Annotated in this window: 23 protein-coding genes and 2 pseudogenes; 10 read left to right on the top strand and 15 right to left on the bottom strand. The window is 68.0% G+C overall.

What is annotated here, in order from left to right:
* Positions 1 to 38: 38 nt before the first annotated feature.
* The 7 genes from LCC91_RS01845 to LCC91_RS01875 all read left to right on the top strand — a co-directional run bounded on the left by LCC91_RS01845 (position 39) and on the right by LCC91_RS01875 (position 6,581).
* Entirely contained in the window at positions 39 to 1,568 is a 1,530-nt protein-coding gene (locus LCC91_RS01845) for an ABC transporter ATP-binding protein (protein ID WP_143897527.1), read from the top strand.
* Entirely contained in the window at positions 1,555 to 2,610 is a 1,056-nt protein-coding gene (locus tag LCC91_RS01850) for an ABC transporter permease (protein ID WP_143897525.1), read from the top strand. Before LCC91_RS01845 ends, LCC91_RS01850 begins: the two co-directional genes overlap by 14 nt.
* On the top strand, positions 2,610 to 3,530 hold the full coding sequence (locus LCC91_RS01855; RefSeq protein ID WP_058616443.1) for an ABC transporter permease: 921 nt from the start codon (positions 2,610 to 2,612) through the stop codon (positions 3,528 to 3,530). The genes LCC91_RS01850 and LCC91_RS01855 overlap by 1 nt, the downstream gene beginning before the upstream one ends.
* 33 nt (positions 3,531 to 3,563) lie before the next feature.
* Positions 3,564 to 4,721: a BMP family ABC transporter substrate-binding protein gene (locus LCC91_RS01860; RefSeq protein ID WP_143897523.1), complete on the top strand. Its 1,158-nt coding sequence runs from the start codon at positions 3,564 to 3,566 to the stop codon at positions 4,719 to 4,721.
* Positions 4,721 to 5,677, top strand: coding sequence for an aromatic ring-hydroxylating oxygenase subunit alpha (locus LCC91_RS01865; protein WP_143897521.1), 957 nt, complete (start codon positions 4,721 to 4,723; stop codon positions 5,675 to 5,677). The genes LCC91_RS01860 and LCC91_RS01865 overlap by 1 nt, the downstream gene beginning before the upstream one ends.
* Before the next feature lie 83 nt (positions 5,678 to 5,760).
* Positions 5,761 to 6,327, top strand: a complete 567-nt coding sequence (gene dcd / locus LCC91_RS01870) for a dCTP deaminase (protein WP_143897519.1) — start codon at positions 5,761 to 5,763, stop codon at positions 6,325 to 6,327.
* A 113-nt stretch (positions 6,328 to 6,440) separates the two neighbouring features.
* Positions 6,441 to 6,581, top strand: a complete 141-nt coding sequence (locus LCC91_RS01875; RefSeq protein ID WP_156137228.1) for a hypothetical protein — start codon at positions 6,441 to 6,443, stop codon at positions 6,579 to 6,581.
* A 312-nt stretch (positions 6,582 to 6,893) separates the two neighbouring features.
* Here LCC91_RS01875 and LCC91_RS01880 read toward each other — a convergent pair whose 3' ends face one another.
* The 5 genes from LCC91_RS01880 to LCC91_RS01900 all read right to left on the bottom strand — a co-directional run bounded on the left by LCC91_RS01880 (position 6,894) and on the right by LCC91_RS01900 (position 12,703).
* Positions 6,894 to 9,410, bottom strand: coding sequence for a DEAD/DEAH box helicase (locus tag LCC91_RS01880; protein ID WP_143897517.1), 2,517 nt, complete (start codon positions 9,408 to 9,410; stop codon positions 6,894 to 6,896).
* Positions 9,407 to 9,706, bottom strand: a complete 300-nt coding sequence (locus LCC91_RS01885; RefSeq protein ID WP_043699412.1) for a type II toxin-antitoxin system RelE/ParE family toxin — start codon at positions 9,704 to 9,706, stop codon at positions 9,407 to 9,409. The genes LCC91_RS01880 and LCC91_RS01885 overlap by 4 nt, the downstream gene beginning before the upstream one ends.
* The gene (locus tag LCC91_RS01890; RefSeq protein WP_043699415.1) at positions 9,694 to 9,900 is read right to left on the bottom strand and encodes a hypothetical protein; all 207 of its coding nucleotides are present in this window, start codon (positions 9,898 to 9,900) and stop codon (positions 9,694 to 9,696) included. The genes LCC91_RS01885 and LCC91_RS01890 overlap by 13 nt, the downstream gene beginning before the upstream one ends.
* Complete coding sequence (locus LCC91_RS01895) at positions 9,897 to 12,392, bottom strand: site-specific DNA-methyltransferase (RefSeq protein WP_143897515.1); 2,496 nt, start codon at positions 12,390 to 12,392, stop codon at positions 9,897 to 9,899. Before LCC91_RS01895 ends, LCC91_RS01890 begins: the two co-directional genes overlap by 4 nt.
* Positions 12,393 to 12,529: 137 nt before the next feature.
* Positions 12,530 to 12,703, bottom strand: coding sequence for a hypothetical protein (locus LCC91_RS01900; RefSeq protein ID WP_185974868.1), 174 nt, complete (start codon positions 12,701 to 12,703; stop codon positions 12,530 to 12,532).
* Between the two features lie 26 nt (positions 12,704 to 12,729).
* Between LCC91_RS01900 and LCC91_RS01905 the strand changes: the two genes are divergently transcribed.
* The gene (locus tag LCC91_RS01905; RefSeq protein ID WP_185974867.1) at positions 12,730 to 13,239 is read left to right on the top strand and encodes a hypothetical protein; all 510 of its coding nucleotides are present in this window, start codon (positions 12,730 to 12,732) and stop codon (positions 13,237 to 13,239) included.
* Positions 13,240 to 13,622: 383 nt separating this feature from the next.
* Here LCC91_RS01905 and LCC91_RS01910 read toward each other — a convergent pair.
* From LCC91_RS01910 to LCC91_RS01925, 5 genes and pseudogenes are all read right to left on the bottom strand, one after another.
* Positions 13,623 to 13,844, bottom strand: a pseudogene (locus tag LCC91_RS01910) (IS5/IS1182 family transposase); the annotation flags it as partial.
* Positions 13,760 to 14,053, bottom strand: a complete 294-nt coding sequence (locus LCC91_RS13895; protein WP_390612125.1) for a hypothetical protein — start codon at positions 14,051 to 14,053, stop codon at positions 13,760 to 13,762. The gene LCC91_RS13895 and the pseudogene LCC91_RS01910, both read right to left, overlap by 85 nt.
* 248 nt (positions 14,054 to 14,301) lie before the next feature.
* On the bottom strand, positions 14,302 to 14,643 hold the full coding sequence (locus LCC91_RS01915) for an AzlD domain-containing protein (protein ID WP_143897513.1): 342 nt from the start codon (positions 14,641 to 14,643) through the stop codon (positions 14,302 to 14,304).
* Entirely contained in the window at positions 14,636 to 15,343 is a 708-nt protein-coding gene (locus LCC91_RS01920; protein ID WP_143897511.1) for an AzlC family ABC transporter permease, read from the bottom strand. The genes LCC91_RS01915 and LCC91_RS01920 overlap by 8 nt, the downstream gene beginning before the upstream one ends.
* Positions 15,340 to 17,343 carry a helix-turn-helix domain-containing protein gene (locus tag LCC91_RS01925; RefSeq protein ID WP_143897509.1) on the bottom strand — a complete coding sequence of 668 codons (2,004 nt, stop codon included), beginning with the start codon at positions 17,341 to 17,343 and terminating at the stop codon, positions 15,340 to 15,342. Before LCC91_RS01925 ends, LCC91_RS01920 begins: the two co-directional genes overlap by 4 nt.
* A 129-nt stretch (positions 17,344 to 17,472) precedes the next feature.
* On the opposite strand from LCC91_RS01925, the pseudogene LCC91_RS01930 reads away from it, so the two are divergent.
* Positions 17,473 to 17,739: pseudogene (locus LCC91_RS01930) on the top strand (sodium:calcium antiporter); the annotation flags it as partial.
* Positions 17,740 to 17,880: 141 nt separating this feature from the next.
* Here the strand turns inward: LCC91_RS01930 and LCC91_RS01935 are convergent.
* The 4 genes from LCC91_RS01935 to LCC91_RS01950 all read right to left on the bottom strand — a co-directional run bounded on the left by LCC91_RS01935 (position 17,881) and on the right by LCC91_RS01950 (position 21,099).
* Complete coding sequence (locus LCC91_RS01935) at positions 17,881 to 18,279, bottom strand: DMT family transporter (RefSeq protein WP_082668429.1); 399 nt, start codon at positions 18,277 to 18,279, stop codon at positions 17,881 to 17,883.
* Positions 18,280 to 18,295: 16 nt separating this feature from the next.
* A complete protein-coding gene (locus LCC91_RS01940) occupies positions 18,296 to 19,108 on the bottom strand; it encodes a thymidylate synthase (protein ID WP_143897507.1) in 813 nt (270 codons plus the stop codon).
* The gene (locus LCC91_RS01945) at positions 19,105 to 20,547 is read right to left on the bottom strand and encodes an FAD-binding oxidoreductase (protein WP_143897505.1); all 1,443 of its coding nucleotides are present in this window, start codon (positions 20,545 to 20,547) and stop codon (positions 19,105 to 19,107) included. Before LCC91_RS01945 ends, LCC91_RS01940 begins: the two co-directional genes overlap by 4 nt.
* A 123-nt stretch (positions 20,548 to 20,670) precedes the next feature.
* Positions 20,671 to 21,099 (bottom strand): DUF2069 domain-containing protein, encoded by a 429-nt coding sequence (locus tag LCC91_RS01950; RefSeq protein ID WP_224440994.1) that lies wholly within the window; start codon positions 21,097 to 21,099, stop codon positions 20,671 to 20,673.
* A gap of 9 nt (positions 21,100 to 21,108) precedes the next feature.
* Here LCC91_RS01950 and LCC91_RS01955 point away from each other — a divergent pair, with 9 nt between their 5' ends.
* Entirely contained in the window at positions 21,109 to 22,407 is a 1,299-nt protein-coding gene (locus LCC91_RS01955; protein WP_224440995.1) for a YihY family inner membrane protein, read from the top strand.
* 78 nt (positions 22,408 to 22,485) lie between these two features.
* Here LCC91_RS01955 and amt read toward each other — a convergent pair whose 3' ends face one another.
* Positions 22,486 to 25,875: an ammonium transporter gene (gene amt / locus LCC91_RS01960; protein ID WP_143897503.1), complete on the bottom strand. Its 3,390-nt coding sequence runs from the start codon at positions 25,873 to 25,875 to the stop codon at positions 22,486 to 22,488.
* Between the last annotated feature and the right edge of the window lie 66 nt (positions 25,876 to 25,941).

Genomic DNA, 25,941 nt, shown 5'->3' on the forward strand with positions numbered 1-25,941 from the left:
CGTTCACGTGCCGTCCCCGAGGTCCGTATCCTGTCGCCATGAGCCCACCGCATCGCTTGCAGTTGCATCAGATCACGAAACGCTACCCCGGCGTCGTGGCCAACGACGCGGTGTCGCTCGCGGTCCAGCCGGGCAGCATCCACGCCGTGCTCGGCGAAAACGGCGCGGGCAAATCCACGCTGATGAAGATCATCTACGGCGCGGTGCAGCCCGACGACGGCGTGATCCTGTTCAACGAGCGCCCCGTGCACGTGCGCAGCCCCCGCGAGGCGCGCGCGCTGGGTATCAGCATGGTGTTTCAGCACTTCAGCCTGTTCGAGACGCTGACCGTCGCGGAAAACGTCTGGCTCGGGCTCGACGCGACGCTGTCGCTGCGGGAGGTGTCCGAGTCGATCGAGTGCAAGGCGCAGGAATACGGCCTGGCGGTCGATCCGCGCCGGCCCGTGCACACGCTGTCGGTGGGCGAGCGCCAGCGGGTCGAGATCGTGCGCGCGCTGCTGACCCACCCGCAGCTGCTGATCCTGGACGAACCGACGTCGGTGCTGACACCGCAGGCGGTGGAGCGCCTCTTTGGCGTTCTGCGGCAACTTGCCGACGAGGGCTGCAGCATCCTCTACATCAGCCACAAGCTGCACGAGATCCGCGCACTGTGCGACGCCTGTACCGTGATGCGCGGCGGGCGCGTGACCGGCGTGTGCGATCCGCGGCAGACGAGCAACGCGGAGCTGTCGCGCCTGATGATCGGCAGCGAGCCGCCAGCGCTGCCGCCGCACCGCGCGGCCAGCGGCGACGTGGTGCTGGACGTGCGGGGGCTGACGCTCGGCAGTGACGAGCCGTTCGGTACCGATTTGCACGACATCACGCTGCAGGTGCGCGCGGGCGAGATCGTCGGCATCGCGGGTGTCTCCGGCAACGGCCAGCGCGAGCTGCTCGGCGCCCTGTCCGGCGAGACGCTGGGCGCCGCGCCGGACAGCATCCGGCTGGATGGCCGCGACATCACGCGCGAGGGGCCGCGCCAGCGGCGCGCGCAGGGGGTGCACTTCGTGCCGGAAGAGCGGCTCGGCCGTGGGGCGGTGCCGTCGCTGGGGCTGGCGCACAACCTGCTGCTGACGCGCGACGACGCCGTCGGCCCCGGCGGCTGGTTGCGCCTGGGGGCATTGCGGGCGCAGGCGCGCGCGATCATCGAACGCTTCGGCGTCAAGGCGGCCGGGCCGGACGCCCCGGCGCAGTCGCTCTCTGGCGGCAACCTGCAGAAATTTATCGTCGGGCGCGAGATCGATGCGCAGCCGCGGCTGTTCATCGTTGCCCAGCCAACCTGGGGCGTGGACGTGGGCGCGGCGGCGCAGATCCGCACCGAGATCGTCGCGCTGCGCGAGGCGGGCTGCGCGGTGCTCGTCGTCAGCGAGGAGCTCGACGAGCTGTTCGAGCTGTGCGACCGGCTGCACGTGATCGCCAAGGGTCGCCTGTCGCCGCCGGTGCCGGTGGCCGAGGCGGACGTCGAGCGCATCGGCGAATGGATGTCGGGGCTGTGGCCGCGGGCGCAGGAGGCACACCATGTGGCGGCTTGAGCGACGACCGCAACCGTCGGCGGCGTGGCGCTATGCGTCGCCGCTGCTGGCGCTGGCGATCACCGTGGCGGTTGGGGCGCTGCTGTTTGCGGCGCTGGACAAGGACCCGGTCGCGGGGCTGCGGGTGTTTTTCTGGGAGCCGATCCGCGACGCGCGCGCCTGGAGCGAGCTGATGCTCAAGGTCACGCCGCTGCTGCTGATCGGCCTCGGGTTGGCGATCGGCTTTCGCTCCAACGTGTGGAATATCGGCGCGGAGGGGCAGTTCATCCTCGGCGCCGTCTGCGCGAGCGGCACGGCGCTGGCGCTGCAGGGCTCGGGCGTGCCGGTGTGGCCGCTCGTGCTGCTGGCCGGGGCCGTCGGTGGCTTCGGCTGGGCCGCCATCACCGCGCTGCTGCGCGATCGCTTCAACGCCAACGAGATTCTGGTGAGCCTGATGCTCGTGTACGTGGCGGTGCAGGTGCTCAACTACCTCGTCTACGGCCCGTGGAAGGATCCGATGGGGTTCAACTTCCCGCAGACGCAGCGCTTCGACGCAGCGGCGCTCGTGCCGCGGCTGTTCGACGGCCTGCGGGTGCACATCGGCCTCGTCCTCGCGCTCGTCGCGGCGGCGCTGGTGTGGGCGTTCCTGTTTCGCACGCGCGCGGGCTTCGCGCAGCAGGTCGGTGGGCTGGCGCCGGCGGCGGCGCGTTATGCCGGTTTTTCGTCACGCGCGGCGCTGTGGACGGCGATCGGCGTGACGGGGGCGCTGGCCGGCCTGGCCGGTGCGCTGGAGGTGGCGGGGCCCGTGGGGCAGCTGACACCGCACGTGCCGGTGGGCTACGGATTCGCCGCGATCATCGTGGCCTTCGTCGGCCGGCTGCACCCGGTGGGCATCATCGGCTCGGCCATCCTGATGAGCATGTTCTACATCGGCGGTGAGCTGGCGCAGTCGCGCCTGGGCCTGCCCAAGTCCATCACCGGGGTATTTCAGGGCTTGCTGCTGTTTGCGCTGCTGGCGTGCGACACGCTGATCCAGTACCGCGTGCGGCGGGGGAGGGGCTGATGGAATCGCTGGCTTTGCTGATCGCGGCGACGTTCAACGCGGGCACGGTGCTGGCCATCGCGGCGTTGGGCCTGCTCATCAACGAGAAGGTCGGCGTCGTCAACCTGGGCGCCGAGGGCCTGATGTTGTGCGGGGCGCTGGCCGGTTTTGCCACCGTCGTGCACGTCGGGGTGCACCCGCTGGGGTTTCTGGCCGGTATGGCGGTGGCGGCGCTGCTGTCGCTCGTCTTTGGCTGGCTGGTGATCTACCTGCACACCAACCAGTACGCCACCGGGCTGGCGCTGAGCCTGTTCGGGGCGGGGTTGTCGGCCTTCGCGGGGCAGCCCTACACGCAGTACAAGCTGCCGGAGCTCATCACGCCGCACGTGCCGCTGCTGGGCGATGTGCCGTGGCTCGGACCGGCGCTGTTTCGCCAGCATTTTCTGGCGTACGCGGCGGTGGCGCTGGCGCTGATCCTGATGTGGCTGTTCGACCGCACGCGCACCGGTCTGGTGCTGCGCGCGGTGGGCGAGAACCCCGAATCGGCGCATGCGCTCGGCTACCCGGTGCGGCGCATCCGCCTCGCGGCCGTGGTGGTGGGCGGTGCGCTGTGCGGACTCGCCGGCGCGTATGTATCGACGGTCTACACCCCGCTGTGGGTGGAAGGGATGATCGCCGGCAAGGGCTGGATCGCGCTGGCGCTGACGACCTTTGCCACCTGGCGGCCGGCACGGGTTTTGCTCGGGGCATATCTGTTCGGGGGGGTGACGATGCTGCAGTTCCACCTGCAGGGCATCGGCGTGCAGGTGCCGAGCCAGTTCCTGACGATGATGCCGTACCTGGCCACGATCGTCGTGCTGGTGCTCATTTCCCGTTCGCCGCTGTGGATTCGCACCCAGATGCCGCAGTCGCTGGGCAAACCGTTCTCGCCCGGGGGGTAACATTCTGTTTTTCATCGACACAGGAGTCTTCTCATGATCGACAACGCAAAGCGTGCTTGGCTCAAGACCGCGGCCTCGGTGGCGGCGGTGGGGCTGGTGGCCGGCGGTGCCCTGGTGGGCTGCGGCAAGAAAGAGGAGCCGGCGCCTGCGCCCGCTCCCGCGACCGAGGCGCCGAAGCCTGCGCCGCTCAAGGCCGCCTGGGTGTACGTGGGCCCGGTGGGCGATGCCGGTTGGTCGTACGCGCACGACCTGGGCCGCAAGGCGGTGGAGGCGCACTTCGGCGACAAGGTGCAAACCACCTTCGTCGAGAGCGTGCCCGAAGGGGCGGACGCCGAGCGCGTGATCCGCGACCTCGCCGCACAGGGCAACAAGATCATCTTCGCGACGTCGTTCGGCTACATGGAGCCCATGCTCAAGGTCGCCAGCGAGTTCCCGGACGTGAAGTTCGAGCACGCCACCGGCTACAAGACCGCGCCCAACATGCGCGTGTACGACGCGAGCTTCTACCAGGACACCTACATGGCCGGCATCATCGCCGCGCACATGACCAAGACCAACACGCTGGGCTTCGTCGGCTCCTTCCCGATCCCCGAGGTGCTGCGCAACATCAACGCCTTCGTGCTCGGCGCGCAGACCGTCAAGCCCAACATCAAGCTCAAGGTCGTCTGGGTCAACACCTGGTTCGATCCGCCGAAGGAAACGGAAGCGGCGCAAAGCCTCATCAACCAGGGCGCCGACGTGCTGCTGCAAAACACCGACTCCACCGCGGTGCTGCAGACCGCCGAGAAGAACGGCAAATACGCCTTCGGCTGGGACAGCGACATGAGCAGCTTCGGCCCGAAGGCGCACCTGGCGTCGGCCATCGTCAACTGGGGCCCGTACTACATCCAGGCCGTGCAGGAAGTGCTCGACGGCACCTGGCAGGGTGAGAAGCGCACGATCTGGGGCGTCAAGGAAGGCCTCAACGACCTGATCAAGATCGCCGACGTCGTGCCGGAGGAGGCGAAGAAGAAGGTCGAGGAAGTCAAGGCGGGCTTGAAGAGCGGTGAGTTCGAGGTCTTCACCGGCCCGATCGTCGACAACACCGGCAAGGAAGTGCTGGCCAAGGGCGTCAAGGCCGACCAGGCCTGGAAGGACCAGGTCAACTTCTTCGTCAAGGGCGTCGAGGGCAAGGTGCCGTCCGGCAAGTGATGATCGAGCGCGGGCACTGGTGGCCGGTGGCGCTGGCGACGGACGTCGGCGAGGCGCCGTTGCCGGTCACGCTGCTCGGCGAGCCGCTGGTGCTGTGGCGCGACGCGGCCGGTGCGGTGCAGGCGTTCGCGGACCGCTGCCCGCACCGCGGCGCGCGCCTGTCCCTCGGCGTGGTGGTCGAGGGGCAGCTGCAGTGCCCGTACCACGGCTGGCGCTTCGATGGGCAGGGCCAGTGCCGGCGGGTGCCGGCGCTGCCGGGCTTCACACCGCCCGCGGATCACCGCGCCGTGCGGTATGCCGTCACCGCGGCGCACGGCCTGCTGTGGGTGTGCCTGGGCGAACCGGTGACGGACGGCCCGCCGCCGTTGCCGGCATTGCCGACACGCTGCGTGCTGCACGGCCCGTTCGACGTGGCCACGAGCGCGCCGCGCGCGGTGGAAAACTTTCTCGACACGGCGCACTTCGCGTTCGTTCACGCGGGCTGGCTCGGTGACCCGGCCCACGGGGAGGTGCCCCACCACACGCTCGTCCACACGCCCGACGGCCGTCCGGTCGTGCCGGACTACCCGGCCTGGCAACCGCGCGCCAGCGCGAGCGCGGCCGGTGGAGCCTGGGTCCGCTACCGGTACGAAGTGCTGAGCCCCTACGCCGCGCTGCTGCACAAGCGTCCCGCTGGGGAGGGGCCGACGGACGCCTACGTCCTGTGGGCCTCGCCGCAGCAGCCGGAGGCCTGCCGCGTCTGGTTTGCGCAGTACACGAGCGACACCGACACCCCGGACGAGGTCTTGCGCGCGTTCCAGTCCACGATCTTTGCGCAGGACCGACCGATCCTGGAGTCGCAGAGTCCGAAGCGCCTGCCGCTCGACGGCAGCGAACGCATGTGCGCGGCGGACCGCCTCAGCGCCGCGTACCGCCGCTACCTGCGCGAGCAGGGCATCACCTTCGGCGTCTGTTGAGTGCGCCGCCCCCCGGTCGCCCGGCCGGCGGCCCGGGCGGGCGTGCATACAATGCGCGCAACGCCCGTCACGCGCCACACACCATGACCATCAAGAGCGACAAGTGGATCCGCCGCATGGCGGAGGAATACGGCATGATCGAGCCGTTCGAGCCGAACCAGATCCGCGAGGTCGATGGCCGCAAGGTCATCAGCTACGGCACGAGCAGCTACGGCTACGACATCCGCTGCGCGCCGGAATTCAAGGTCTTCACCAACATCCACAGCACGGTCGTGGACCCGAAGAACTTCGACGAAAAGAGCTTCGTCGACTTCCACGGCGACCACTGCATCATTCCGCCCAACAGCTTTGCGCTGGCGCGCACCGTCGAGTACTTCCGCATCCCGCGCAACGTGCTGACCATCTGCCTGGGCAAGAGCACCTACGCGCGCTGCGGCATCATCGTCAACGTCACGCCTTTCGAGCCCGAGTGGGAAGGCTATGTGACGCTGGAGTTTTCCAACACCACTCCGCTGCCGGCGAAAATCTACGCCGGCGAAGGCTGCGCGCAGGTGCTGTTTTTCGAGAGCGACGAGGTCTGTGACGTCTCGTACCGCGACCGCGGCGGCAAGTACCAGGGGCAGCGGGGCGTGACGCTGCCGCGGGCGTGAAGCCGGCGGTCGTGTCGTTGGCTAGGGATCAACTGATTCAATCCCCAACCTTCCCACGACCTGGCACCATCATATCGACACACCCTGCCTAACCCAGCCCACAGACCAGCCCCATGCCCATCCAGACGAGCTTTGCCGAACTCGAGGTCGTCTCCAAGAAGAAGCTCACCCGACGCGAGCTCAGGGCGTACGTCGTGCAAAAGGGCTTTGGGCTGTCGGACGAAGGCCTCGAGGACGCGCTGTACGACAGTTAGGCCATCCGCCGGTTCGTGGGTACCGATCTGGCCCGCGAGGGTCGCTGAGTGCGGGCTGCGGCACCATCTTTGGCCAGTCCGCCAGCGCAGCAGCGCTCGAGACGGACGGGCGGGGTTTATTCAGCGGTTCCTTAGCAGCATGATTCAGGCGACAACTATCTTGACATGCACCGCTCACCTTTACCGTGCGTTCGACTAAGTGCGCGGCAAGCACCACCGTTCAGGGTAGGCCGCGCCTGAGCGCCGAAGGAATCTCCGGACTTCAGGCCGGGGAGGATGTCAAGTCATCTCTTTCACAAAGGCCCTATCTGCTCACTTGCCAAGTTCCGCAAATACCGCGTCGAGCTGCGGATTGCTGGTGATCAGCAGCAGCCGTTTGATGGTGGGGGTGTGATTGATCTCCAACCGCATGTAGCGCTCACCGCCGGCGGTGGACTGCTGGCGAATCAGCTGAATGCGCCCAAAGAGTGCTCCATGTCGTTCGGCGAACTTCGCCAGCCCGACCGCCTTCTCGAAGTTGTCGTCCAGGTCCGGCCGATGGGGCTCCAGGATGTCGATCGCATACCCGCCTTCCACCTGCCGAACGATGACGAGATCGGGGAACATCGGCCTGACCTCCCCCCCTGACATGTAGGGCACCTCCAGCGACCAGGGTTTGCGGTCCAGGTTGCGCAACCAGCCCACCACCGCCGGGTTGGCGAGTTCTTCCTTCAGAACATCCGCTTCCCATGTACCCAGCTGGGCCCGGAACTGGCCGTTGCCCTCCACGTACAGATGGCGCTCCCACAGCGTATCCGTGGGTTGTCGCCGGAAGTCGATCGCCTGGGGCAGGTGCCACGGCACCTCGGCCGGTTCGGCCGTGGCGAGCCGCAACTTCTCGTAGTTGGCACGGCGATGCTCCTTGAGCTGGTAGATCGCCTTCTTGTGCTGGTCGTACAAGGCGTTGAAGGCCTGCTCGGCGCGCTTTTCCAGTTCGCCCATCTGCGTGGGATGGCGCGCCAGCACGATGGCTTCCACCTTCACGTCTACCGCGTCGCGCTCGGCGTGGGCGCGCCAGTACTCCATTTGCAAGCCGTGGCTGAATACGCGGCCTGCCTCCTCAAACAGGCGGTCGATGTCAACGCTGGATGCCTCGATGCGATAGTCCGCTTGCGGCTCACTCACGCCGGTTCCGTTATGCACGGCCAGGGTTCGCAGGCCCACCTGCGTGATGGCGCGCGCCGCCGAATCGAATTCCCCGGTGGCCTTCAAAGTGGCCACGCACTCGGTCATCCACGCCACGATCTGCGCCTTGGCCTGGCCCCAGGCCTCGTCGTCGATCCCGTCGAGCGTCAAGCTGCGCGCCATGGCCATGTAGCGTCGCAGCGGGCTTTGCGCCCGCACGGCGCCCACGCGGTAAGTCACCAGGCCGTCCAAGGCGGCGAACAGGGCCTCGGTGCCCGCCCGGCGCTGGAGCACCACCAGCTCGCGACTGGAGCCCGTCTCGGCCGGCGGCACGTCCTCCTGGTTGTGCAGTGCGGCCACCACGTTTTGCACCGCCTGCGTGTCGAAGTAGGGCAGGAACAGATGCACATCGTTGAGCGCGGCATCTTTTTCGATGCGGCGCGCCAGCGGCGTGCGCACCATGCGGCCGAGCAACTGGGCAATGTAGGTGTGATCTTCCGCGCGACGGAAAGACATCATCACCTCGGCACGCGGACAGTCCCAGCCTGTGGACAGGCCCGTCTTGAAGAACACCACGCCGATCTCCTTGTCCGCATCGATGCGGGATGCCTCGACCCGCCGCACCCGGCGACCCCCCACGTCCAAATCACCGGCATCGTGCATGGCGTGGGCCACTTCGCCCTCGTTCAACCGGCGTCCGATGACGCGCTCGATGACATCCAGCGCGGCCGTGAGGTCGGTGCGGGTGAGCTGGTGATCGGTGCCATTTTCCACCTGCACCACCAGAATGGGCCAGACCGTCGGTGCCTGCTCTTCCTGGCAGTAGCGCTGCCACGCCTGCGTCATTTGGTGCCAGCGGCGCGCGGCTTCCTCTAGCAGGCCCATCTCGGCCGTCGTCGGCGACTCGGGGTGGTGGATCAAGATGCGGTCCTTCAGCAGCCCCGACTCGCGCACCTCCTCTGCCGAGATGGCGACCTTGTGCACCGTGTGCGGTGCATGTTCCAGCAGGTCCAAAAAGCGCTTGGGTGTGGCGGACACACCGATGACCAGCGGCATCTTCACGAGGCCCACTTCCGGGTGCCCCAGGAGAAAGCGCTGCATCAAGGTCTGCGCCTCTTTGGCGCCCCGGCCGGACGCCATGCCCCGGTGGGCTTCGTCGATCACCACATAGAAGCGGTCCGGTATCGCGCGGGCGGTGTTGGTCAGCGTTTCCCAGATGAGGTGTTGGCGTCCGTCACCCCGATTGGTCAGCGGTTGATTGACGGCCAGCTTTTGCGTGTTGATGAAGTACACGCAGCCGCCCTGCAACTGCGGCGCATCGAAGTGCGCATCGATCGTGATGAGCTGATGGACGCGGTAAACCTTGTCGGACTTGCTCTCGATCTTCAGCTTCGTCTGCTCGTTGAGCTCCGGCATGTCGGACACCCACAGGATCACGGCATCCCGCTGCGGAGTCCAGTCCAGCGGCCACGCGAGCTCATCGTCGGGCTGATCCAGGATGGCCTCGAACAGCGCCGTCATGATGATGGTCTTGCCGCTGCCGGTGGGTGCGGAAAAGGCAATGGCCTGCGGGTTGTCGGTGCTGGCGAAGCGGCGCGCGGCCGTGAGCTTGTCGCGCAGCTGGTGCAGCGCATCCTTCTGGAAGTCGAACAGCGTGACCTTCATGGCAGATACCGGTTGATGTCGAGCGCGCCATGGAAGACGCCGAGGATTTCGACGATGGCTGCATCGCCTCGACGCAGATACGCAATACGGTAGTGACCGTACAGCAACATGCGCACCTCGCCCTCGGGCACGACGCGCAGCCGGGTACCGATGTCGGGGAACTCGGCGGCCAGTTCCGCCTTGGCCACGATGCCGTCAACGACCTTGGCAGCCGCGGGCGGGTTGTCCGCGGCGATGTAACGGTCAATGTCCTCCAGCCAGGCCAGTGCCTCGGCCGTCCACCTCAGCTCTGCCATGCACGGATTCTCCGCAGCGCCTCGTCATGGCTCACGCTGCGTCCCGCGCGGGCGTCGGCCAGGCCGCGTTCGAGCATGCGCTCGAACGCCAGCTCGCGCAGGATTTCCTCAAAGCTGGCATCCTCGGGCTGCGCCTCGATCACGGCGCGCAGCACGTCTTTGGCGCTGGGTTGTTCGTTCGCGGTCGCCGTCATTTCGCACCTCCTTGGTTGATCATAAAGTTGAGCAGGTAATCCCGGTACAACTGCACCACCTGCAAGCCGGGGTTGCCCCTCCCGGCGGCGTCGCGAACCTCTTGCGCCATCGTCTTGAACGACTCGTCCGCGTCGGTGACGATGAACACATGCGACAAGCCGGTGCGGCCGCTGATGGCCTGGAGCAGCCGTCCCATCCGCGTCTCGTCGAGCAGCACGACGAAGTTGCTGCCCTCGGGGGCGAACAGTGCGGGCTCCGGTTCGTTGCGCCTGAGCTCGGGCCGCGGCCCCACGGCGCCGGCCTTGAGCCACAGCAAGGGCAGGATCTCGCGGAAGGCGCGGCGCAGCGACACGCGCTCGGGGTCCAGAAAGTCCAGCTTGAAGTAGGCGAGGTTGGCCGCGAAGCCCTCGCGCATCGGGCGCTTCTCCTCCTCTGTCACCTTCAGCGGCCCGAGCAGTTCGTTGACCTGTGCCTTCAACTGATCGAACTGGCGCTTGGTCGGCGCCACGATGACCAAAGCACTGATGTGCGCCTGCCCTTCCAGGGCTTGCAGCCAATCGTCGGCGGCGGCCGGGTCGAACAGCACGCTGACCGTGTGATCCTCGGACACGATGTGGGGGCATGGCTCCGTCACCAGGGTCTGCGGCAGACCGTCGATCAGCGCCACGAGCTGCTTCTTGGCGGCCGTGGTCAGCGCGGCCGGGTCGATGAAGTCGATGTGCCGGAAGCGGCGCGGCTTGTCGCGCTCTACCGTCTTGCCGGTGAGGTATTCGCCCTCCAGGACGGAACCGTCGTCGCGTCGGCCGAGGATGGTGTACTTGCTGCGCGGCCAGGTCACCGAGCGGCAGATGCCCTGCGCCTCCCATTCGTCATCGCCCGGTTGCAGGCCGCGCGCGCGCATGGCCTCGGCCTCCTCCGCAGACACTTCGTTGTTGGTGACCAGGATGCAGCGGCGCCGGCCGCCGTCGGCGGCGTTGAGCAGGTTGACGGCATGCAGCGTGGTGCCGCTGCCGGCGAAGAAGTCGAGGATGAGCGCCTGCGGCCGGTCGCGCACCACGGCGGCAACGGCATCGCGCGTGCTGTAGAGCGACTTGGGAAAGGAAAAGCGCCCGCCTTCGCCCAGGATGCTCTTCAGCAAGGCAGAGCCGTAGATGCCGGAGTCGTGCAGCGGGCGATGCCAGACGGTTTTGGGAAAACGCTGTTCGCGTTCGGTGTAGCGGACTTCGACCGCACCGGTTGCCGCGTCGCGGGCCACGACCTCGATGGCGCCTTCCTCGATCTGTCGGCGTGCTTTCTCACCCAGATAAAGCACCGTCCACGTGCCACGCTGTTCGTCATAACCGCCCAGCTTGACGAAGCCCTGATCGATCAGAGCGCGCAGACTGTTCGGTCCGACCCGCCAATTGCCCCAACTCCCATCCGTGCGGATGGGCCAGGCCACAGAGCGCGGCGCGTGCGCCGTGAGGTCCGGCACCTGCGGCAGCGGCAGTGGCTCGCCCACGCCGGTGATGCGGCGCGTCTCAGGCTCGACGAAGATGGGGTAGAACAGCCCGGGCCGATCCTCGCGCCGGGAGTTGGTGCCGCCGCGCAGCAACCACTCCCAGCGCGGTGTGGTGAACCGCTTGCCTTCGCGTTCAGGATTGAGCAGGTCGTCGTGGTGGGGAACGGTGCCCGCGCCGGGGGCAAAGCAGTAGAGCGCATATTCCTCGGCGCGCGCAAAGCGGCCCTGCGCCACGCCTTTAGCGTTGATGACGACGGTCACGGTTTGCCGCGCCCAGTCGGGAAACAGCCGCTCCAGCAACATTCCCAGGTGGTGAACTTCATGCTCATCGATGGTGACGATCAGCACCCCGGTGTCGGCTTTCAGCAGCCGCTTGGCGAGCTTCAGCCGCTTTTCCATGAAGGCCAGCCACTTGCTGTGCCGCCACTGGTCGTTGGCGTCCACGTAGTCGTTGTTGTACTTCCAGTCGCGCGCGCCGGTGTTGTAGGGCGGGTCGATGTAGATGCAGTCCACCCGGCCGGCGTAGAGGTAGTCCAGCAGTTGCAGTGCGTGGTAGTTGTCGGCTTCGATCAGCACATGCCAGGGCCCGGCAGGGTCGCCGTTTTGCACCGCGTCCACGGGCACCAGCGAGGGGAAGATCGGCTCGCCGAACTCCCGGACCACGAGCAGTTCATCGACGGCCAGATCGACCGTCTCGGTGGCCGGCGGGTTCGTCTGCGTTGAATGCGGTTCGCTGCCGGGTCGGATGCAGGTCGCGATGCCGTCGCGCACCCGCAAGACCCGCCAAACGTCCTTGAGCGGGCCTGCGCGCCGGCAGACCAGGTCACCGCGGCGCGGCCTGGTCTTGGGCAGCGGCAACCGTTCGGGCAGGTGGTCCTCGAACACCAGGCCGAATTTCTTTTCTTTCGAGGCGCTGGCCCACTCTGCGGCCAGCCGCTCGCGCAGACGTGGGTCGGTGACCTGGGCAATCAGATCGTGGATGGCTGACAAAAGACCCTCCTTACGGCTCGCGACCTGTCGTCGGCCACGCGCGTCATGACAGTGAGTTTGTGGCGCCCAAGTGGCAAGCCCACCGGGCGCTGGCGTTCACAGACTCTGAGTTTCATCGTTATGGGCCCTCCGGAAGGTCAGTGGCCCCGCGCGATGCGCTTGGCTTGGCACAGCTCGATCAGACCGTTGAGTTCTCGTACGCCAGTGTACTGGGCGCGATACTTTACTTCGAAGGGAAACAGCTCGCCACCCACTTTGGCGACGAGATCCACTTCCCAGTCTTTTTTGCCACGCCAGTAAGAGAAGCGCACGGTCTGCGCGCAGTAGCGGGCAACAGGTGCTTGAACACGGCCGTCTCGGTGGCTACGCCCAGCGCCGCGGCGTCCTCCAGGATGGCCTTGCCCTCGAGCATCACGGCCGGCGCAATGGCCGCATCGGCCAGGTAGATCTTGAAGCGCGCGCGCACGTCGAGCCGTATCAGACGCTGGGATTGCTCACGAGCGATGAGATGAGACGGGCTGGCGTCGAGGGTCTTTATGACTGGGCGCTCGCCGCCGATGATGTCCGTCACGCTTTTCGGCGTCATGGCGATCCGGCGACAGAGGCGCGTCTTGGCCAGTTAGCCGTGACCGCCGATGACTTCCGCCTCGCGGCCATCGCGCTGCGAGACGGACAGTGGCGTCTCGATGGGACGACGGATATTGGCCGCCCGGCCATCGTGCTTGAATACACGGACCCACAGTCCGGTATCCGCTACGTGATGGTGTGGGAAGTGCGCACCGGGCGCAAGATGATCGTGCTCAAGAGCATGAGAAAGTGGCCCGCCCCGGGAGCTCCACGTCCTTGACGACTTCCGGGTATGAGTCGGACGCCCCCATGCTTGGGCCACTGAAAGGATAGCACATGATCCGCATCGACATCGACGACCGCGAAGTGTGCCTGGCGCTGGAAGAGCTGCGTCGCCGCGCTTCGAACATAAAACCCGCCATGCACACCGTCGCCGACCATTAACATAGTCGTCCCTGAAATCTTCACCCGATCCCCGGTTGCGAGTGCATCAAGCCTGGCCTGAGCGATATCGCCCCCGCCCCCGCCTCGGCCTGCTGCAACAGGCGCAAAAGAAGGGATGGGCTCGATGTTTGCATGGCCTGAGCAGCTTGCTCTTCTGCTTGCTGATCCGTTGGGTCTTGCCTCGGTGCACGATGCGCACGTCCGGGTTGTCGGCATCCACCCCCGGTAGCCCCGATCGACGAACACCGTTGCGGGATCGACCGCACGGTCCTGTATCAGGATACTGGCCTGCTCCAGTTGTTCGGCCAGCGTGTGGCCGTCGTAGGGGTTGCCATGGAAGGCCCGAGCGCCCACGATCAGGTTGCCCTTGTGCGTGCTGGCAATGCCCACCTTGACACCGAATTCGTCGGGTGTTCGGGCCTTGCCCTTGCTGATACAGTCGCGCCAGCATTGCGCCAGCGCTGGACCACCCCTTCGTCCAACTCGTTGAGGGCGTGCTTGAGATACAGGAGGCTGATCATGATGCGCAGCGGCACGCGCGGGCGCCCCGCGTGGCTCAAGCGTTCGCGGCGCTGCACCTGTTCACCAAACAGATCGAGATCGGGCATGGCGATGCCCGAGCGCGCCTTGCGCGACAACAGATGCGCCACCGATCCTCCGATTTGCTGTCAGGGCATGCGAGAGGCCAGCACCGCCAGCGGGTGGCGCAGATCGATCATGTGATCGATGCGCGAGCGGAAGAAATCGTCTGTGGCAGGGCGGGCAAACTTCACAGAAAACTCCCGCAAATCGCGCACACGAGGATGTGAGAGTGGGAGATATTTTTGCCGAGAAAGCGTGAAATCCAGAGCTAAATCAAATAGTTATGAGTAAATCGGGTGTGGCTGGATACAAGGCGTCACCCGCTTACCCACAACATCAACGCATACACCCCCGTGCCCAGCAGCGTGGAGGCCGCCAGCCCCCCGCGCAGGCGCTGGAGGAGGATCACGGCGGCCAGGGCAACAGCCGTGGGCAGGGCGCGAGTGGGGCCAGCGGCTGGCCACAGCAGAGGGAAGAGCGACGCCACCAGCAGGGCGGCGATGGCGGCCGGGCCGATGGCCGAGGACCAGCGGCGGATGAGGTGCGAACGCTCGGTACTTTGACGCAGCCCCCACCAGAAGGGCAAGGCGCGCAGCAGGAAGGTGCCCAGCCCACAGGCCAGCACGGTCAGCAGCTGTATCCAGCCGGCTTCAGTCATCGTCGCCGTCCTCGTCCTCGCGTGCCTGCAGCAACTGCAGGGCCGCACCGGCCAGCATGCCGGCCGGGATGGCCAGATGGGCCGGGCCCAGGGCCAGGCCCAGAAGCGTGACACCCGCCGCCCCCCACAGCGCCCGGCCACGTCCGTGCACCCCCATCTGCAGCAGCAGCGACAGGAAGAGCGCCGGCAGCACGAACTGCAAAGCCTCCTGCAGCAGGGGGATCCGGTCGACCAGCTGGGCGCCGGTCTCGGCCCCCAGCCAGGTGCCAGCGATCCACGCGCCATAAGCCCCGGCCTGCAGGCCAGCTAGCCAGCCCGCGCGCTGTTCCGGGGCCAGGGTGGGCAAACGCGCGGCCGCGCAGGCGAAGACTTCGTCGGTCAGGCCAAAGGCCAGGGCCGGGCGCACGCGGGCCGGGCGCGCCTGCGCGAGCTGCTCGGCCACCACCCGGCCGTAGAGCAGATGGCGGGCATTGAGCAGCCAGATGGTGGGCACCACCGTCAGCGGCCCGCCGCCGGCGGCGAGCAGGGACACCAGCACGAACTGGCTGGCCCCTGCAAAAACGACGGCTGAGATGGCCACAGCCCATGGAGCCCCCAAACCCATCTGAACGGCGGCCAGCCCGAAAGAAAAAGCCACGGGCACGTAGCCCGCTGCAATGGCTAGGCTGTCGCCCAGGCCGCGCAGCACCTGGGGCGTCATGCGCCCTCCGGCTTGCTGAAGGTGAAGACATGGGTGCCCCCGCCCCAGTCGTCGCTGCCGGTGGTGGCAAACACCCGGCGGTGGCGGCGCAACTCCAGCCCGGCGAGCGCGGCCAGCCCGACAAAGCGGCGCGGGAAGGTCTTGCGCTCGACCTCGTAGTCGAAGCTGGCCACCATGGCCTGCAGCTCCAGCCAGTAGAAGCGCACGAAGGCCCCGATCTCATGTGCAGGGCGCTCGCGCAAACCGGACTCGCACAGGCGCGCATACAGGTTACGGCACAGGCTCACCGCCTGGGTCGATTTGCCCTCGGTGGCCGCGACCATGGCCATGATGATGGAGCGGCGCAAGTCGCGGTAGAGCTTGAGGTCCAGCCTCCCTTCGGAGGCCGGCGGCTCGCCCACCCAGGCCATGCTGGCCAGCAGGTAGGCGCTGTGGTGGCGCACCAGGGCGAGGTTGCGTTCATCCACGCTGGCGAATTCGGGCAGGAACTCGTCGGCCACCACCAGCAGCCCGCCGGGCTGCAGCAGCTGCATGGCCTTTTGCAGCATGAAGGCTGTGTTGAAGTGGTGCGAGGCGCCGAAAGAGGTGATGAGCGGTGTCTCGCCGCTCGGCAGGTCGAGCTCCAGGAAGCCGCCGTGATGCAGCTCGATGCCCTCAACCCCGTGGGCATTGCGCTGCAGGCACACAAACGCCGCCTCGTCGGGTTCGACGGCCAGGAAACGGCAACCCGGATGCAGCTCGTGCAGCATCAGCAACGGCAGACCCGGCCCTGCGCCCACGTCGATGGCCTGCAAGGCGGGCTGGGGTCCGGCGAAGCTTGCGATATCCTGGGCGGCGGCCACTACTTGGCGGGCATAGGCGGGGTGCAGCAGCTCGAAGGCATCGTGTTGCTCCACGTCGATGCGGCTGGAGAACGGCCCGTCCCGGCCGCCGCGCTGCGCCGCCGCGGGCGCCGGGCGCACGTGATGCAGCTGCCGCGGCATGCACATGCGCCCCCGCTGCAGCAGCACCTCAGCGGCCAGGCTGTTGAGCACCCAGCTGTGGCCCTCCAAATAAGCCTGGATCGCAGCCGTTTCGGACGCGCCAAGCTCGATGAAGGGCGATTCCGCCAGCCGGGCTAGGCGGGTGGCGGCAGCCGGCAGGTCGGCGTTGGCCCAGGCGGGTGGTGCCTGGTCGGGTTGGGCAAAGGCTCCGGTCAGGGGCATGGGCACCACGGCGACATACGGCCCCTGGGCGTCGTCTTCCACCAGCGACAGCACCGGCCAGCGCCAGGGACCGGCGGTGGCCTCGTGCTGCATCTGGCGCAGCTTGAGCAGGCCGTCACGCCTATTGAGCGGCTCGCCGCGCAGTCGCAGGATGCGCGCGCCCAGGCCGTTGGACACCTCCAGCAGGGCGCGCTCCATCACGCTGCGTACCCCCTCCCAGGCGCTCGGGGTCTGGGGCCACTCTAGGTAGAGCGTGGAGGCACTGGCCGAATACGTCTTGGGCGGATACACGATCACCACCATGGCCCGGCCGCCTTGCTCGGTGGCCGCGTACACATGCGGCACATCGGCGTCGAAGGCGTGAGTGTCGCCTGCCCTCACCATGCGCGGCCGGTCGGCCTGCCCCACCAGCATGGCCCCGGACAGCACCGTGATGCGTTCCTTCACCCCTTCCGGATGCGGGGCGGAGTCCTTGCGGCAGCCTGGCAGCAGTTCGATCAGATAGACCTCGATCTCGGGGTCGTCGGTCGATTTTTCGATTAATCGAACAATCACCCCCTTGTCCAACAGCTCGCCGCCGTCGCTCAGTTCCTCGTTGACCAGCTGGCCGAAGGGCACTCCCAGGGCGTTGGCCACAGCCCACAGGGTCTCGATCGTGGGGTTGCCATCGCCGTTTTCCAGCTGCGACAAGGTCGATTTCGCCACCCCGCTGCGCTCGGACAAGCCCGCCAGCGTGAGCCCTCGCTGTTCCCGAAATCGCAGCAGATTCCTGCCGATGGCTGAGACGGTGCTCACGAGGTTTTCCTGAGAAATATCGGTGTGAGTTCATTATAACAAACAAACGATTCGTTCTGTCGGTCTGTGTCAGGTGTGCCTCTATAGCACTATGGCGCCACATTGCATCCGGGGAAGGAGGTCCACGCTATGTCCATCGTTTTGCTCATCGTTGGCGTGGTCGTCCTGGTGGCAGGGGCTGAGGGCCTCACGCGCGGCGCCGCGCGGTCGTCACTGTCCTGGGGGATCTCGCCCCTGGTGGTAGGCTTGACCATCGTGGCCCTCGGCACCAGTGCGCCGGAGATGGCGGTGTCGGTAGGCGCAGCCGCCAACGGCACCACCGATCTGGCCGTGGACAACGTGGTGGGCAGCAACATCTTCAACATCCTTGTCTGCCTGGGCCTGGCCGGCGTGGTGGCGCCCCGTGGCCTGCCCATTTCCGAAGCTGTCCTGAACTTCGATCTGTGGGTGATGGTGGGTGGCCACGCTGCTGGCCTGCCTGCCCATCTTCATGAGCGGCCGGGAGATCGCGCGCTGGGAAGACGGCGTGCTGCTGGCCTACCGCACCACCGCCACCGCCGCCACGGAGGTGCGCCGCGTCAGCGGCTGGCCGAAGAACAGTGCCCCCAGCAGCACCGTCCACACCGGCATGGTAAAGCCCAGGATGGCCGCCCGCCCGGACGCCAGGGCGGCCACGCCAAAGATGGCCAGCGTGTGCCAGCCCAGCATGTTGGGCAGTGCCAGCGTGACGATGCTGCGCCACTCGCTGCGCCGGGGCGGCAGGCGCACACCGCGCCAGCGATAGAACGCGAACAGCCACAGCGCGCCGCCGGTCATCGTCACGGCGCGGAAGAACAGGGGCGAGAGCTCCTGCAGCGACAGTTTCATGACCGGCCAGTTGACGCCCCACATCAGCGTCAAGGCCACCAGTCCCAGGGCTTGGGCGCGCGACAGCATCACGGGTAGGGGCGGCTCACACCGCCACGGGCGCCTTGATGGCCGGGTGGTGCTGGTAGTCCAGGAATTCGAAGTCGTCGAATTCGTAGTCGAACAGGGTCGGCGGGCGGCGGCGGATGCGCAGCGTTGGGTAGGGGTAGGGCGAGCGCGACAGTTGCAACTGCACCTGCTCCACGTGGTTGTGGTAGATGTGGCAGTCGCCACCGGTCCAGATGAAGTCCCCCACGCCCAAGTCACACTGCTGCGCCACCATGTGTGTCAGCAGCGCGTAGCTGGCGATGTTGAATGGGACGCCCAGGAAGACGTCGGCGCTGCGCTGGTAGAGCTGGCACGAGAGCTTGCCGTCGGCCACGTAGAACTGAAAGAGCGCGTGGCACGGCGCCAGCGCCATCTGCGGCAGGTCGGCGACGTTCCAGGCACTCACCACCATGCGCCGCGAGTCGGGGTTGGTGCGCAGGGTGCGCAGCACCTCGCTGATCTGGTCGATGTGGCCGCCGTCCGGCGTGGGCCACGAGCGCCATTGCACGCCGTAGATGGGGCCCAGGTCGCCGTCGGCGCGCGCCCACTCGTCCCAGATCGTCACGCCGCGCTCCTGCAGCCAGCGGACGTTGCGCTCGCCGCGCAAAAACCACAGCAACTCGTAGATGATCGATTTGACGTGCAGCTTCTTCGTCGTGACGAGCGGGAAGCCTTCCGACAGGTCGAAGCGCATCTGGTAGCCAAATACGCTGCGCGTGCCCACGCCGGTGCGGTCGGTCTTCGGCGTGCCGTGCGCGAAGACGTGGCGCATGAAGTCTTCGTACTGCGATCGGATGGGGCGCGTCGTCATGGGAGCGCATTATCCGCCAGCACCCGCCCGGGGTTGAGCAGGCCCGCCGGGTCGAGCGCGCGCTTGATCGCGCGCATCAGGTCCAGCGCCACCGGGTCCTGGTAGCGCGGCAGCGTCGCGGCCTTGAGGCTGCCGATGCCGTGCTCGGCGCTGATCGAGCCGCCGTGGCGCTGCACCAGGTCGTACACGAGCGCGTTGAGCCGGCCCTCGTATTGGCGCAGGAACGCGGGGCCGTCGGCGCCTTCCGGGCATTGGACGTTGAAGTGCAGGTTGCCGTCGCCCAGGTGCCCGAAGTTGACCAGCCGCACGCCCGGCACCGCGGCCTGCAGCGCGGCTTCGGCCTCGGCGCAGAAGGCGGGGATGCGCGACACCGGCAGGCTGATGTCGTGCTTGACGTTGAGGCCCTCCTCGGCCTGCGCCAGCGGGATGCTTTCGCGGATGTGCCACAGCGTGCGCGCCTGCGCGAGGTTCGCGGCGACCACGGCGTCGCTGGCGCAGGCGCGCTCGATCGCGTCGGCCAGCGTCGCCTCCAGCCGCGCGCGGGCGTGGGCCTCGTCTTCGCTGTCGCTGAGCTCCAGCAGCACCGCGTACGGGGCCTCGTCGGCCAGCGGGATGTGCAGCGCCGGAAAGTGCCGCCGCACGAGGCTCAGGGCAAAACGGTTCATCACTTCGAAACCCGTCAACCCCGGTCCCAGGTGGCGCTGCGCCAGAGCGAGCAGCGCCACCGCCGCGTCCAGCCCGGGGACGCTGGCCCACGCGGTGAGCTGCGCCGCCGGGTGGGGGTAGAGCTTGAGCACCGCGCCCGTGATGATGCCCAGCGTCCCCTCGCTGCCGATGAAGAGGTGCCGCAGGTCGTAGCCGGTGTTGTCCTTGCGCAGCCCGCGCAGCCCGTTCCAGATCCGCCCGTCGGCCGTGACCACCTCCAGCCCCAGGCACAGGTCGCGCGCGTTGCCAAAGCGCAGCACCTGCGTGCCGCCGGCGTTGGTGGCCAGGTTGCCGCCGATGGTGCAACTGCCCTCGGCCGCCAGGCTCAGCGGCAGCCACAGCCCCGCGGCCTCGGCCGCCTGCTGCGCCACCTGCAGCACGCAGCCCGCGTCCAGGGTCAGCGTCAGGTTGTCGGCGTCCAGCGCGCGCACGCGGTTGAGGCGCTGCAGGCTCAGCACCACCTGCGTGCCGCTGCCGTCGGGCACGCCGCCGACGACCAGCCCCGTGTTGCCCCCCTGCGGCACGATGGGCGTGCCGTGCGCGGCGCAGGCGCGCACCACGGCGGCGACCTCCTGCGGCGTGCCCGGGCGCACGACGGCCAGGGCCCGTCCGCGGTGGCGGCGGCGCCAGTCCTGTTCGTAGGCGGTGAGGTCGGTGTCGGCCGCGGTGAGCACATGCGCGCTGCCAACGGCGTCACGCAGGGCACCGAGCAGGGGGTGACGGGTTTCGGTCATGGTGCCGAGATCGAGATAGAGGCCGTGTGTTGGGTGTGGGCAGCGCGGGTCTGGGACGCGTCTCGGTTGCCTCGGGTTGGGGTCGTGCGACGGATGAACGATGCCGCTTCAATGCCCTCCGGTTCAACCCGGTGCCGTGGTGTGCGCTCGTGCGGCGGCGCGCAGCCGCAACCGCACGTGCAGCGCGCACGCGGCGAACAGCCCCAGGCACAGCGCCACCTGGCCCCACGCCAGGGCGGCCGATAGCCCGGACTCGCTCGTCGCGCGCACGATGCCCTCGGTGAAATACAGCCACACCAGCAGGCTCAGCCAGCGGTAGGTGTAGAGCCGGTGCTTCAGCAGCCCGGGCAACGGCAGGGTCAGCGGCAGCACTTTCAGCGCCCACCACGATCCACCGGGGCGCAGCGGGGCGAGCCACAGCTCCCACGCCAGCCCGAGCACGATCAGGCCCAGCAGGCAGCTCACCGCCAGCGCGCGCGTGCGCCGCACGGCGTCCGACGGCAGGCTCGGCGGGGCGGGGGGAGTTCGGCGGGATCGCGCATCGGCTGGCATGATAGCGGCATGCACGAACCCGCCATGTCCGCCGAGACCGATGACGCGCCGCCGCCGGCGACGCCCGCGTGGCGGCGCCTGTGGGCCGATGCGCAGGCGTTTCCGTGGCGCTCCACGGCGCAGACGCTGCGCGAGCGCTTCGCGGCCGACCGGTTGGCGGTCGCCGCGGGCAGCCTGACCTTCACGACCACGATCTCGCTCGTGCCGCTGATGACGGTGGCGCTGGCGGTGTTTTCGGCGTTTCCGGCGTTCGCGCGCGTCGAGCAGCGGCTGCAGCGCTGGATGATCGAAAGCCTGGTGCCGGATCACATCGCGCGCCAGGTGTCGCAGTACGTCTGGCAGTTTTCCAACAAGGCGGCGCAGATCGGCTGGAGCGGCGCGGTGATTCTGCTGATCACGGCGCTGGCACTGGTGCTGACCATCGACCGCCAGCTCAACGACATCTGGCGTGTGCGCCGCCGGCGGCCGCTGGCGCAGCGGGTGCTGGTGTACTGGGGGCTGCTGACGCTGGGGCCGCTGCTGCTCGCCGCGGGCCTGAGCGCGAGCTCGTATGCCCTGTCGGTGTCGCGTGGGTGGCTGCCGGCGCTGCACCAGGGCACGCGCGTGCTGCTGGACGTGGCGGGATTCGTGTGCGTCGTCGGTGGCGTGACGGCGCTGTACCGTTATGTCCCCAATGCGCCCGTGCGCACGCGCCACGCGCTGATCGGCGGGGTGTTCGTCGCGCTGGCGTTTGAGCTGGCCCAACAAGGGCTGGCGTGGTATTTGCGCACCGTGCCGACGTATTCCGCCGTCTACGGGGCGTTTGCGACCATTCCGATCCTGCTCATCTGGCTGTACCTGTTGTGGCTGATCGTGCTGCTCGGGGCGGTCGTCGTCGCGTACCTGCCCAGTTTGCTGGCGGGCGTGGCGCGCCGCGGCGACGGGGCGGGTTGGCCGTTGCAGCTCACGCTCGAGGTCGTGGCCGCTTTGGATGCCACGCGTGGGCGCGCCCATGCGGGCCTGACGGCCGAGGGGCTGGCCGCGCGGCTGCGCGTCGATCCGTTGCAGCTGCAAGAGGTGTTGCAGACTTTGCGGGTGCTCGGGTGGGTGGAGCGGCTCGATGACGACGCCGGGCGCTGGGCGCTGTTGGTCGATCCTGCCGCGGTGTCGGTGGCACCGCTTGTGCAGCGTTTGTTGTTGGCGCGCGGGCCCGCGACCGAGGCGTTGTGGCGTCGCACCGATTGGGAGGCAATGTCTTTGGCCGAGGCACTGCCGTGGCCAGCGGGCAAAGGCGCGTGGCGAATGGCGGCGGCCGATGCGCAGTCCTGAGGCGCGCGGGCACCCGCGGGGTTGTGCCGCGTCGGCGGGGTGTTGCTCGGCCCGATGGCGCGGGTGGTGCAGCGACACTCATGTTGCCAACGCGTGTTGCGCCACCAAGGTTTCCAGCGGCTGTGGTCGGCCCAGAAAATAACCCTGACCGCAGTCGACGCCCAGCTCCTGTAGCCGCAGCCATATTGCCTCCGATGAGACATATTCCGCAATGGTGCGCAGCCCCATGACGTGACCGATGGTGTTGATGGCCTGCACCATCGCGAGGTCGATCGGGTCGGTTTCGATGTCTTTGACGAAGCTGCCGTCGATCTTCAGAAAATCGACCGGCAGGTTTTTCAGGTAGGCGAACGACGACAGCCCGCTGCCGAAGTCGTCCAGCGCGAACAGGCAGCCCAGGCGCTTGACCTCCCCGATGAAGTGCACCACCTTGGACAGGTTGGCCACGGCTGCCGTCTCGGTGATCTCAAAGCACAGGGTACCGGGCGGCAACGCCGCGTCCTGCAGCAGCGTTTGCAGATCCTGCCGAAAGCGCTCGTCCGACAGCGACGCGCCCGAGAGGTTGATCGCGTAGATGCCCTCGAGCGTCCCGCGCTGCCGCACCCGCTCGCGCAGCCACGCGAGCGTGTGGCGCACCACCCAGTGGTCGATGCGCGGCATCAGGCCATAGCGCTCGGCCGCCGGCAGGAAGGCGCCGGGTTGGATCAGCTCGCCGGCCTCCTCCAGCCGGATCAGGATCTCGAAGTGTGCGCGCTGTGCCTCGGCCGGTTGCAGCGACACGATCGGCTGCACGTACAGGCGCAGGCGGTCCTCGTCCAGCGCCGCCTGCAGCCGCGACACCCAGCGCATCTGGCCCTGCTGCTCGAGCAGGTGGCTGTCGTCCGGCTGGTAGGCGTGGATGCGGTTGCGGCCGGCTTCCTTGGCCGCGTAGCACGCGGCGTCCGCCGCGGCCAGCAGCGGACCGAGTTCCGTCGCCTCCCTTCCGATCGGCACCAGCCCGATCGACACGCCGATGGCGAATGAGCGGTCCCCCCAGACGAAGCGGAAGTCCGCGATCGCCTCGCGGATGCGCTCGGCCAGCGGCAGCGCGTGCTCGATGTCGCAGCCTTGCAGGATCAGCCCGAACTCGTCGCCCCCCAGCCGTGCGAGCGTGTCAGAGGCGCGCAGGTGCGAGCGGATGAGTTGGCTCACCTGGCGCAGCAGTTCGTCGCCGGCGACGTGACCGCAGGTGTCGTTGACGATCTTGAACTGATCCAGGTCCAGATAGCACAGCACGTGCGGTGGCTTGTCGGCGCGTGCGAGCAGCTCCTGCACGCGGCGCTCGAACTCGCGGCGGTTCGGGATACCGGTCAACGCATCGTGCGTGGCTTGGTGGCTGAGCTCGCGCGCGAGGTTGAGCATCACCGTCACATCGTGGAACACGAGCACGGCCCCGATCAAAAAGCCGTCGCGGCTGCGGATCGGCGTGGCCGTGTCGATGACGGGGACGTGTTCGCCGTCGCGCGATTGCAGCAGGGCGTGTTCGCGTCGCACCACCGTGGCGTAGCCGCGCAGCACTTCGCGCACCGGGTTGGGCAGCGGGGTCTGCGTCTTTTCGTCCAGCAGCCGGTACACGGTGGTCACCGGCTGCCCGCGCGCGTGGTGCAAGGGCCAGCCGGTCAGCCGCTCCGCCACCGGGTTGAGATATTGCACCAAGCCGGCCTCGTCGGTCGTGATGACGCCATCGCCAATGGAGGCCAGCGTCACGCGCGCCAGGTCGCGCTCGCGCTGCAGCTGCTGTTCCACCGATTTGCGATCGGTGATGTCGTGCAGCAGCCCCACCAGCAGGTCGGCGTCGCCCTCGCGCACCGCGTCGATCGACAGCTCCAAATGGGTGCGCGGCGCCCCAGGACGAGGCAGGCGCAGTTCCAGCCGGGCGCCGCGTTGCGTCAGCCGTTGCGGATCGAGCGGTTGCGCGAGCCCCGCCGTCCGCAACACCTGCGGCAGCGGCTGACCGACGGCAGCGTCGGCCGCCACGCCGAGCAGCTTTTCCGCGCCCGGGTTGAGGCTGACCACCGTGCCGTCGGGCTGGAAGGTGATCAGCCCGTCGCGCATCTCCCGCACCAGCGCGAGGCTGCGGTCGGTGGCGGTGCGCAGCGCTTCGATGACGCGGTTGTACGCCTTGGCGATCTGCCCCACTTCGGTGAACTCCTCCTCCGGCACGCGCCGGGTCAGGTCGCCCGAGCGGCGCTGCGCTTCCATCGCGTCGAGCAGGTCGATCAGCTCGGTGCGCGCGCCGTGCTCGGCGACGTTGAGGCCGCCGCGCTCCTCGTCTGGCGTGACGCGCAGATCCCGGTCGCGCACCAGCCACAGGAAGGCCAGCGTCGCGAGCACGCACCACACCCCGCAGACGACGATGCCCAGCGCCTGGACCGCGACCTGTTCCCACCGCGGCAGGCCCGTGCCGAGCAGCACCGGATCGCCGAACAAGCCCACGGCGAGCGTGCCCCACACGCCCGCGGCGAGGTGGGCGGGGATCGCGCCGACCGCGTCGTCGATGCGCCAGCGCAGCAGCCCTTCGTTGGCCCAGGCCATCACCCACGCGCCGACCGCGCCCGTGAGCAACGACCCCAACGGCGACAGCGCGTGGGCGCCCGCCGTCACCGCGACCAGCCCGGCGATGAGGCCGTTGATCAGGTACAGCACCTCGTAGTAGCCGTGCAGCAGGCGGCCCGCGGCCAATCCGGCCAGCCCGCCAGCGCAGGCCGCCAGCGTCGTGTGCAGCAGGATGCCCGGTACGCGGCCGTCGAAAGCGAGCGTGCTGCCGCCGTTGAAGCCGAGCCAGCCGAAGAACAACAGCAGCGCGCCGAGCATCGCCATCGGCAGATTGCCAGCCGGAATGACCGGCGGCGGCCCGTCGGTGGGGAAGCGCCCCGTGCGCGCCCCCAGCCGCCACACCACCACCAGCGCCACCCAGCCCCCGACGCTGTGCACGACGGTGGAGCCGGCGAAGTCGACGAAGCCGAGCTCCGCCAGCCAGCCGCGCGCGCCCGGCTCCCACGCGCCGCCCCACGCCCAGTGGCCGAACACCGGGTACACCACCAGCGAGATCCACGCGGACAACGCAAGGTATGCGCCGAAGCGCATGCGCTCGGCCACTGCGCCGGAGACGATGGTCGCGGCCGTGGCGCAAAACATGATTTGGAATAGCACGAAGCCGAGCAGGCGCGGTTCGGTGGGCAGCTGGTCCAGCAGCCCGAAGAGGCCGCTGCCGATCCAGCCGCCGACGCTGGGCCCGAACATCAGCCCGAAGCCGACGAGCCAAAACAACAGCCCCGCGACCGCGAAGTCCGACAGGTTCTTGGCGGCGACGTTGATCGAGTTTTTGCTGCGCGTCAATCCCGACTCCAGGCACAGAAAGCCGGCCTGCATGACGAAGACCAACCCTGCGCACAGCAGCAGCCACAACAGATCGATGGACGCAGACATCGGCGAAACCCGCCAGAACGCGGAACACACCCGGGGTGGGGCCGGTAAAGCAAGTCGTGTGCCGGG

Source organism: Tepidimonas taiwanensis, assembly GCF_020162115.1.
Taxonomy (GTDB): Bacteria; Pseudomonadota; Gammaproteobacteria; order Burkholderiales; family Burkholderiaceae_C; genus Tepidimonas; species Tepidimonas taiwanensis.

Excerpts from the sequence above, each read along its gene's own strand:
- LCC91_RS01845 (WP_143897527.1), top strand. The coding sequence starts at position 39 with ATGAGCCCACCGCATCGCTTGCAGTTGCATCAGATCACGAAACGCTAC.
- LCC91_RS01850 (WP_143897525.1), top strand. The coding sequence starts at position 1,555 with ATGTGGCGGCTTGAGCGACGACCGCAACCGTCGGCGGCGTGGCGCTAT.
- LCC91_RS01855 (WP_058616443.1), top strand. The coding sequence starts at position 2,610 with ATGGAATCGCTGGCTTTGCTGATCGCGGCGACGTTCAACGCGGGCACG.
- LCC91_RS01860 (WP_143897523.1), top strand. The coding sequence starts at position 3,564 with ATGATCGACAACGCAAAGCGTGCTTGGCTCAAGACCGCGGCCTCGGTG.
- LCC91_RS01865 (WP_143897521.1), top strand. The coding sequence starts at position 4,721 with ATGATCGAGCGCGGGCACTGGTGGCCGGTGGCGCTGGCGACGGACGTC.
- dcd (WP_143897519.1), top strand. The coding sequence starts at position 5,761 with ATGACCATCAAGAGCGACAAGTGGATCCGCCGCATGGCGGAGGAATAC.
- LCC91_RS01875 (WP_156137228.1), top strand. The coding sequence starts at position 6,441 with ATGCCCATCCAGACGAGCTTTGCCGAACTCGAGGTCGTCTCCAAGAAG.
- LCC91_RS01880 (WP_143897517.1), bottom strand. The coding sequence starts at position 9,410 with ATGAAGGTCACGCTGTTCGACTTCCAGAAGGATGCGCTGCACCAGCTG.
- LCC91_RS01885 (WP_043699412.1), bottom strand. The coding sequence starts at position 9,706 with ATGGCAGAGCTGAGGTGGACGGCCGAGGCACTGGCCTGGCTGGAGGAC.
- LCC91_RS01890 (WP_043699415.1), bottom strand. The coding sequence starts at position 9,900 with ATGACGGCGACCGCGAACGAACAACCCAGCGCCAAAGACGTGCTGCGC.
- LCC91_RS01915 (WP_143897513.1), bottom strand. The coding sequence starts at position 14,643 with ATGACTGAAGCCGGCTGGATACAGCTGCTGACCGTGCTGGCCTGTGGG.
- LCC91_RS01920 (WP_143897511.1), bottom strand. The coding sequence starts at position 15,343 with ATGACGCCCCAGGTGCTGCGCGGCCTGGGCGACAGCCTAGCCATTGCA.
- LCC91_RS01935 (WP_082668429.1), bottom strand. The coding sequence starts at position 18,279 with ATGCTGTCGCGCGCCCAAGCCCTGGGACTGGTGGCCTTGACGCTGATG.
- LCC91_RS01940 (WP_143897507.1), bottom strand. The coding sequence starts at position 19,108 with ATGACGACGCGCCCCATCCGATCGCAGTACGAAGACTTCATGCGCCAC.
- LCC91_RS01945 (WP_143897505.1), bottom strand. The coding sequence starts at position 20,547 with ATGACCGAAACCCGTCACCCCCTGCTCGGTGCCCTGCGTGACGCCGTT.
- LCC91_RS01950 (WP_224440994.1), bottom strand. The coding sequence starts at position 21,099 with ATGCCAGCCGATGCGCGATCCCGCCGAACTCCCCCCGCCCCGCCGAGC.
- LCC91_RS01955 (WP_224440995.1), top strand. The coding sequence starts at position 21,109 with ATGCACGAACCCGCCATGTCCGCCGAGACCGATGACGCGCCGCCGCCG.
- amt (WP_143897503.1), bottom strand. The coding sequence starts at position 25,875 with ATGTCTGCGTCCATCGATCTGTTGTGGCTGCTGCTGTGCGCAGGGTTG.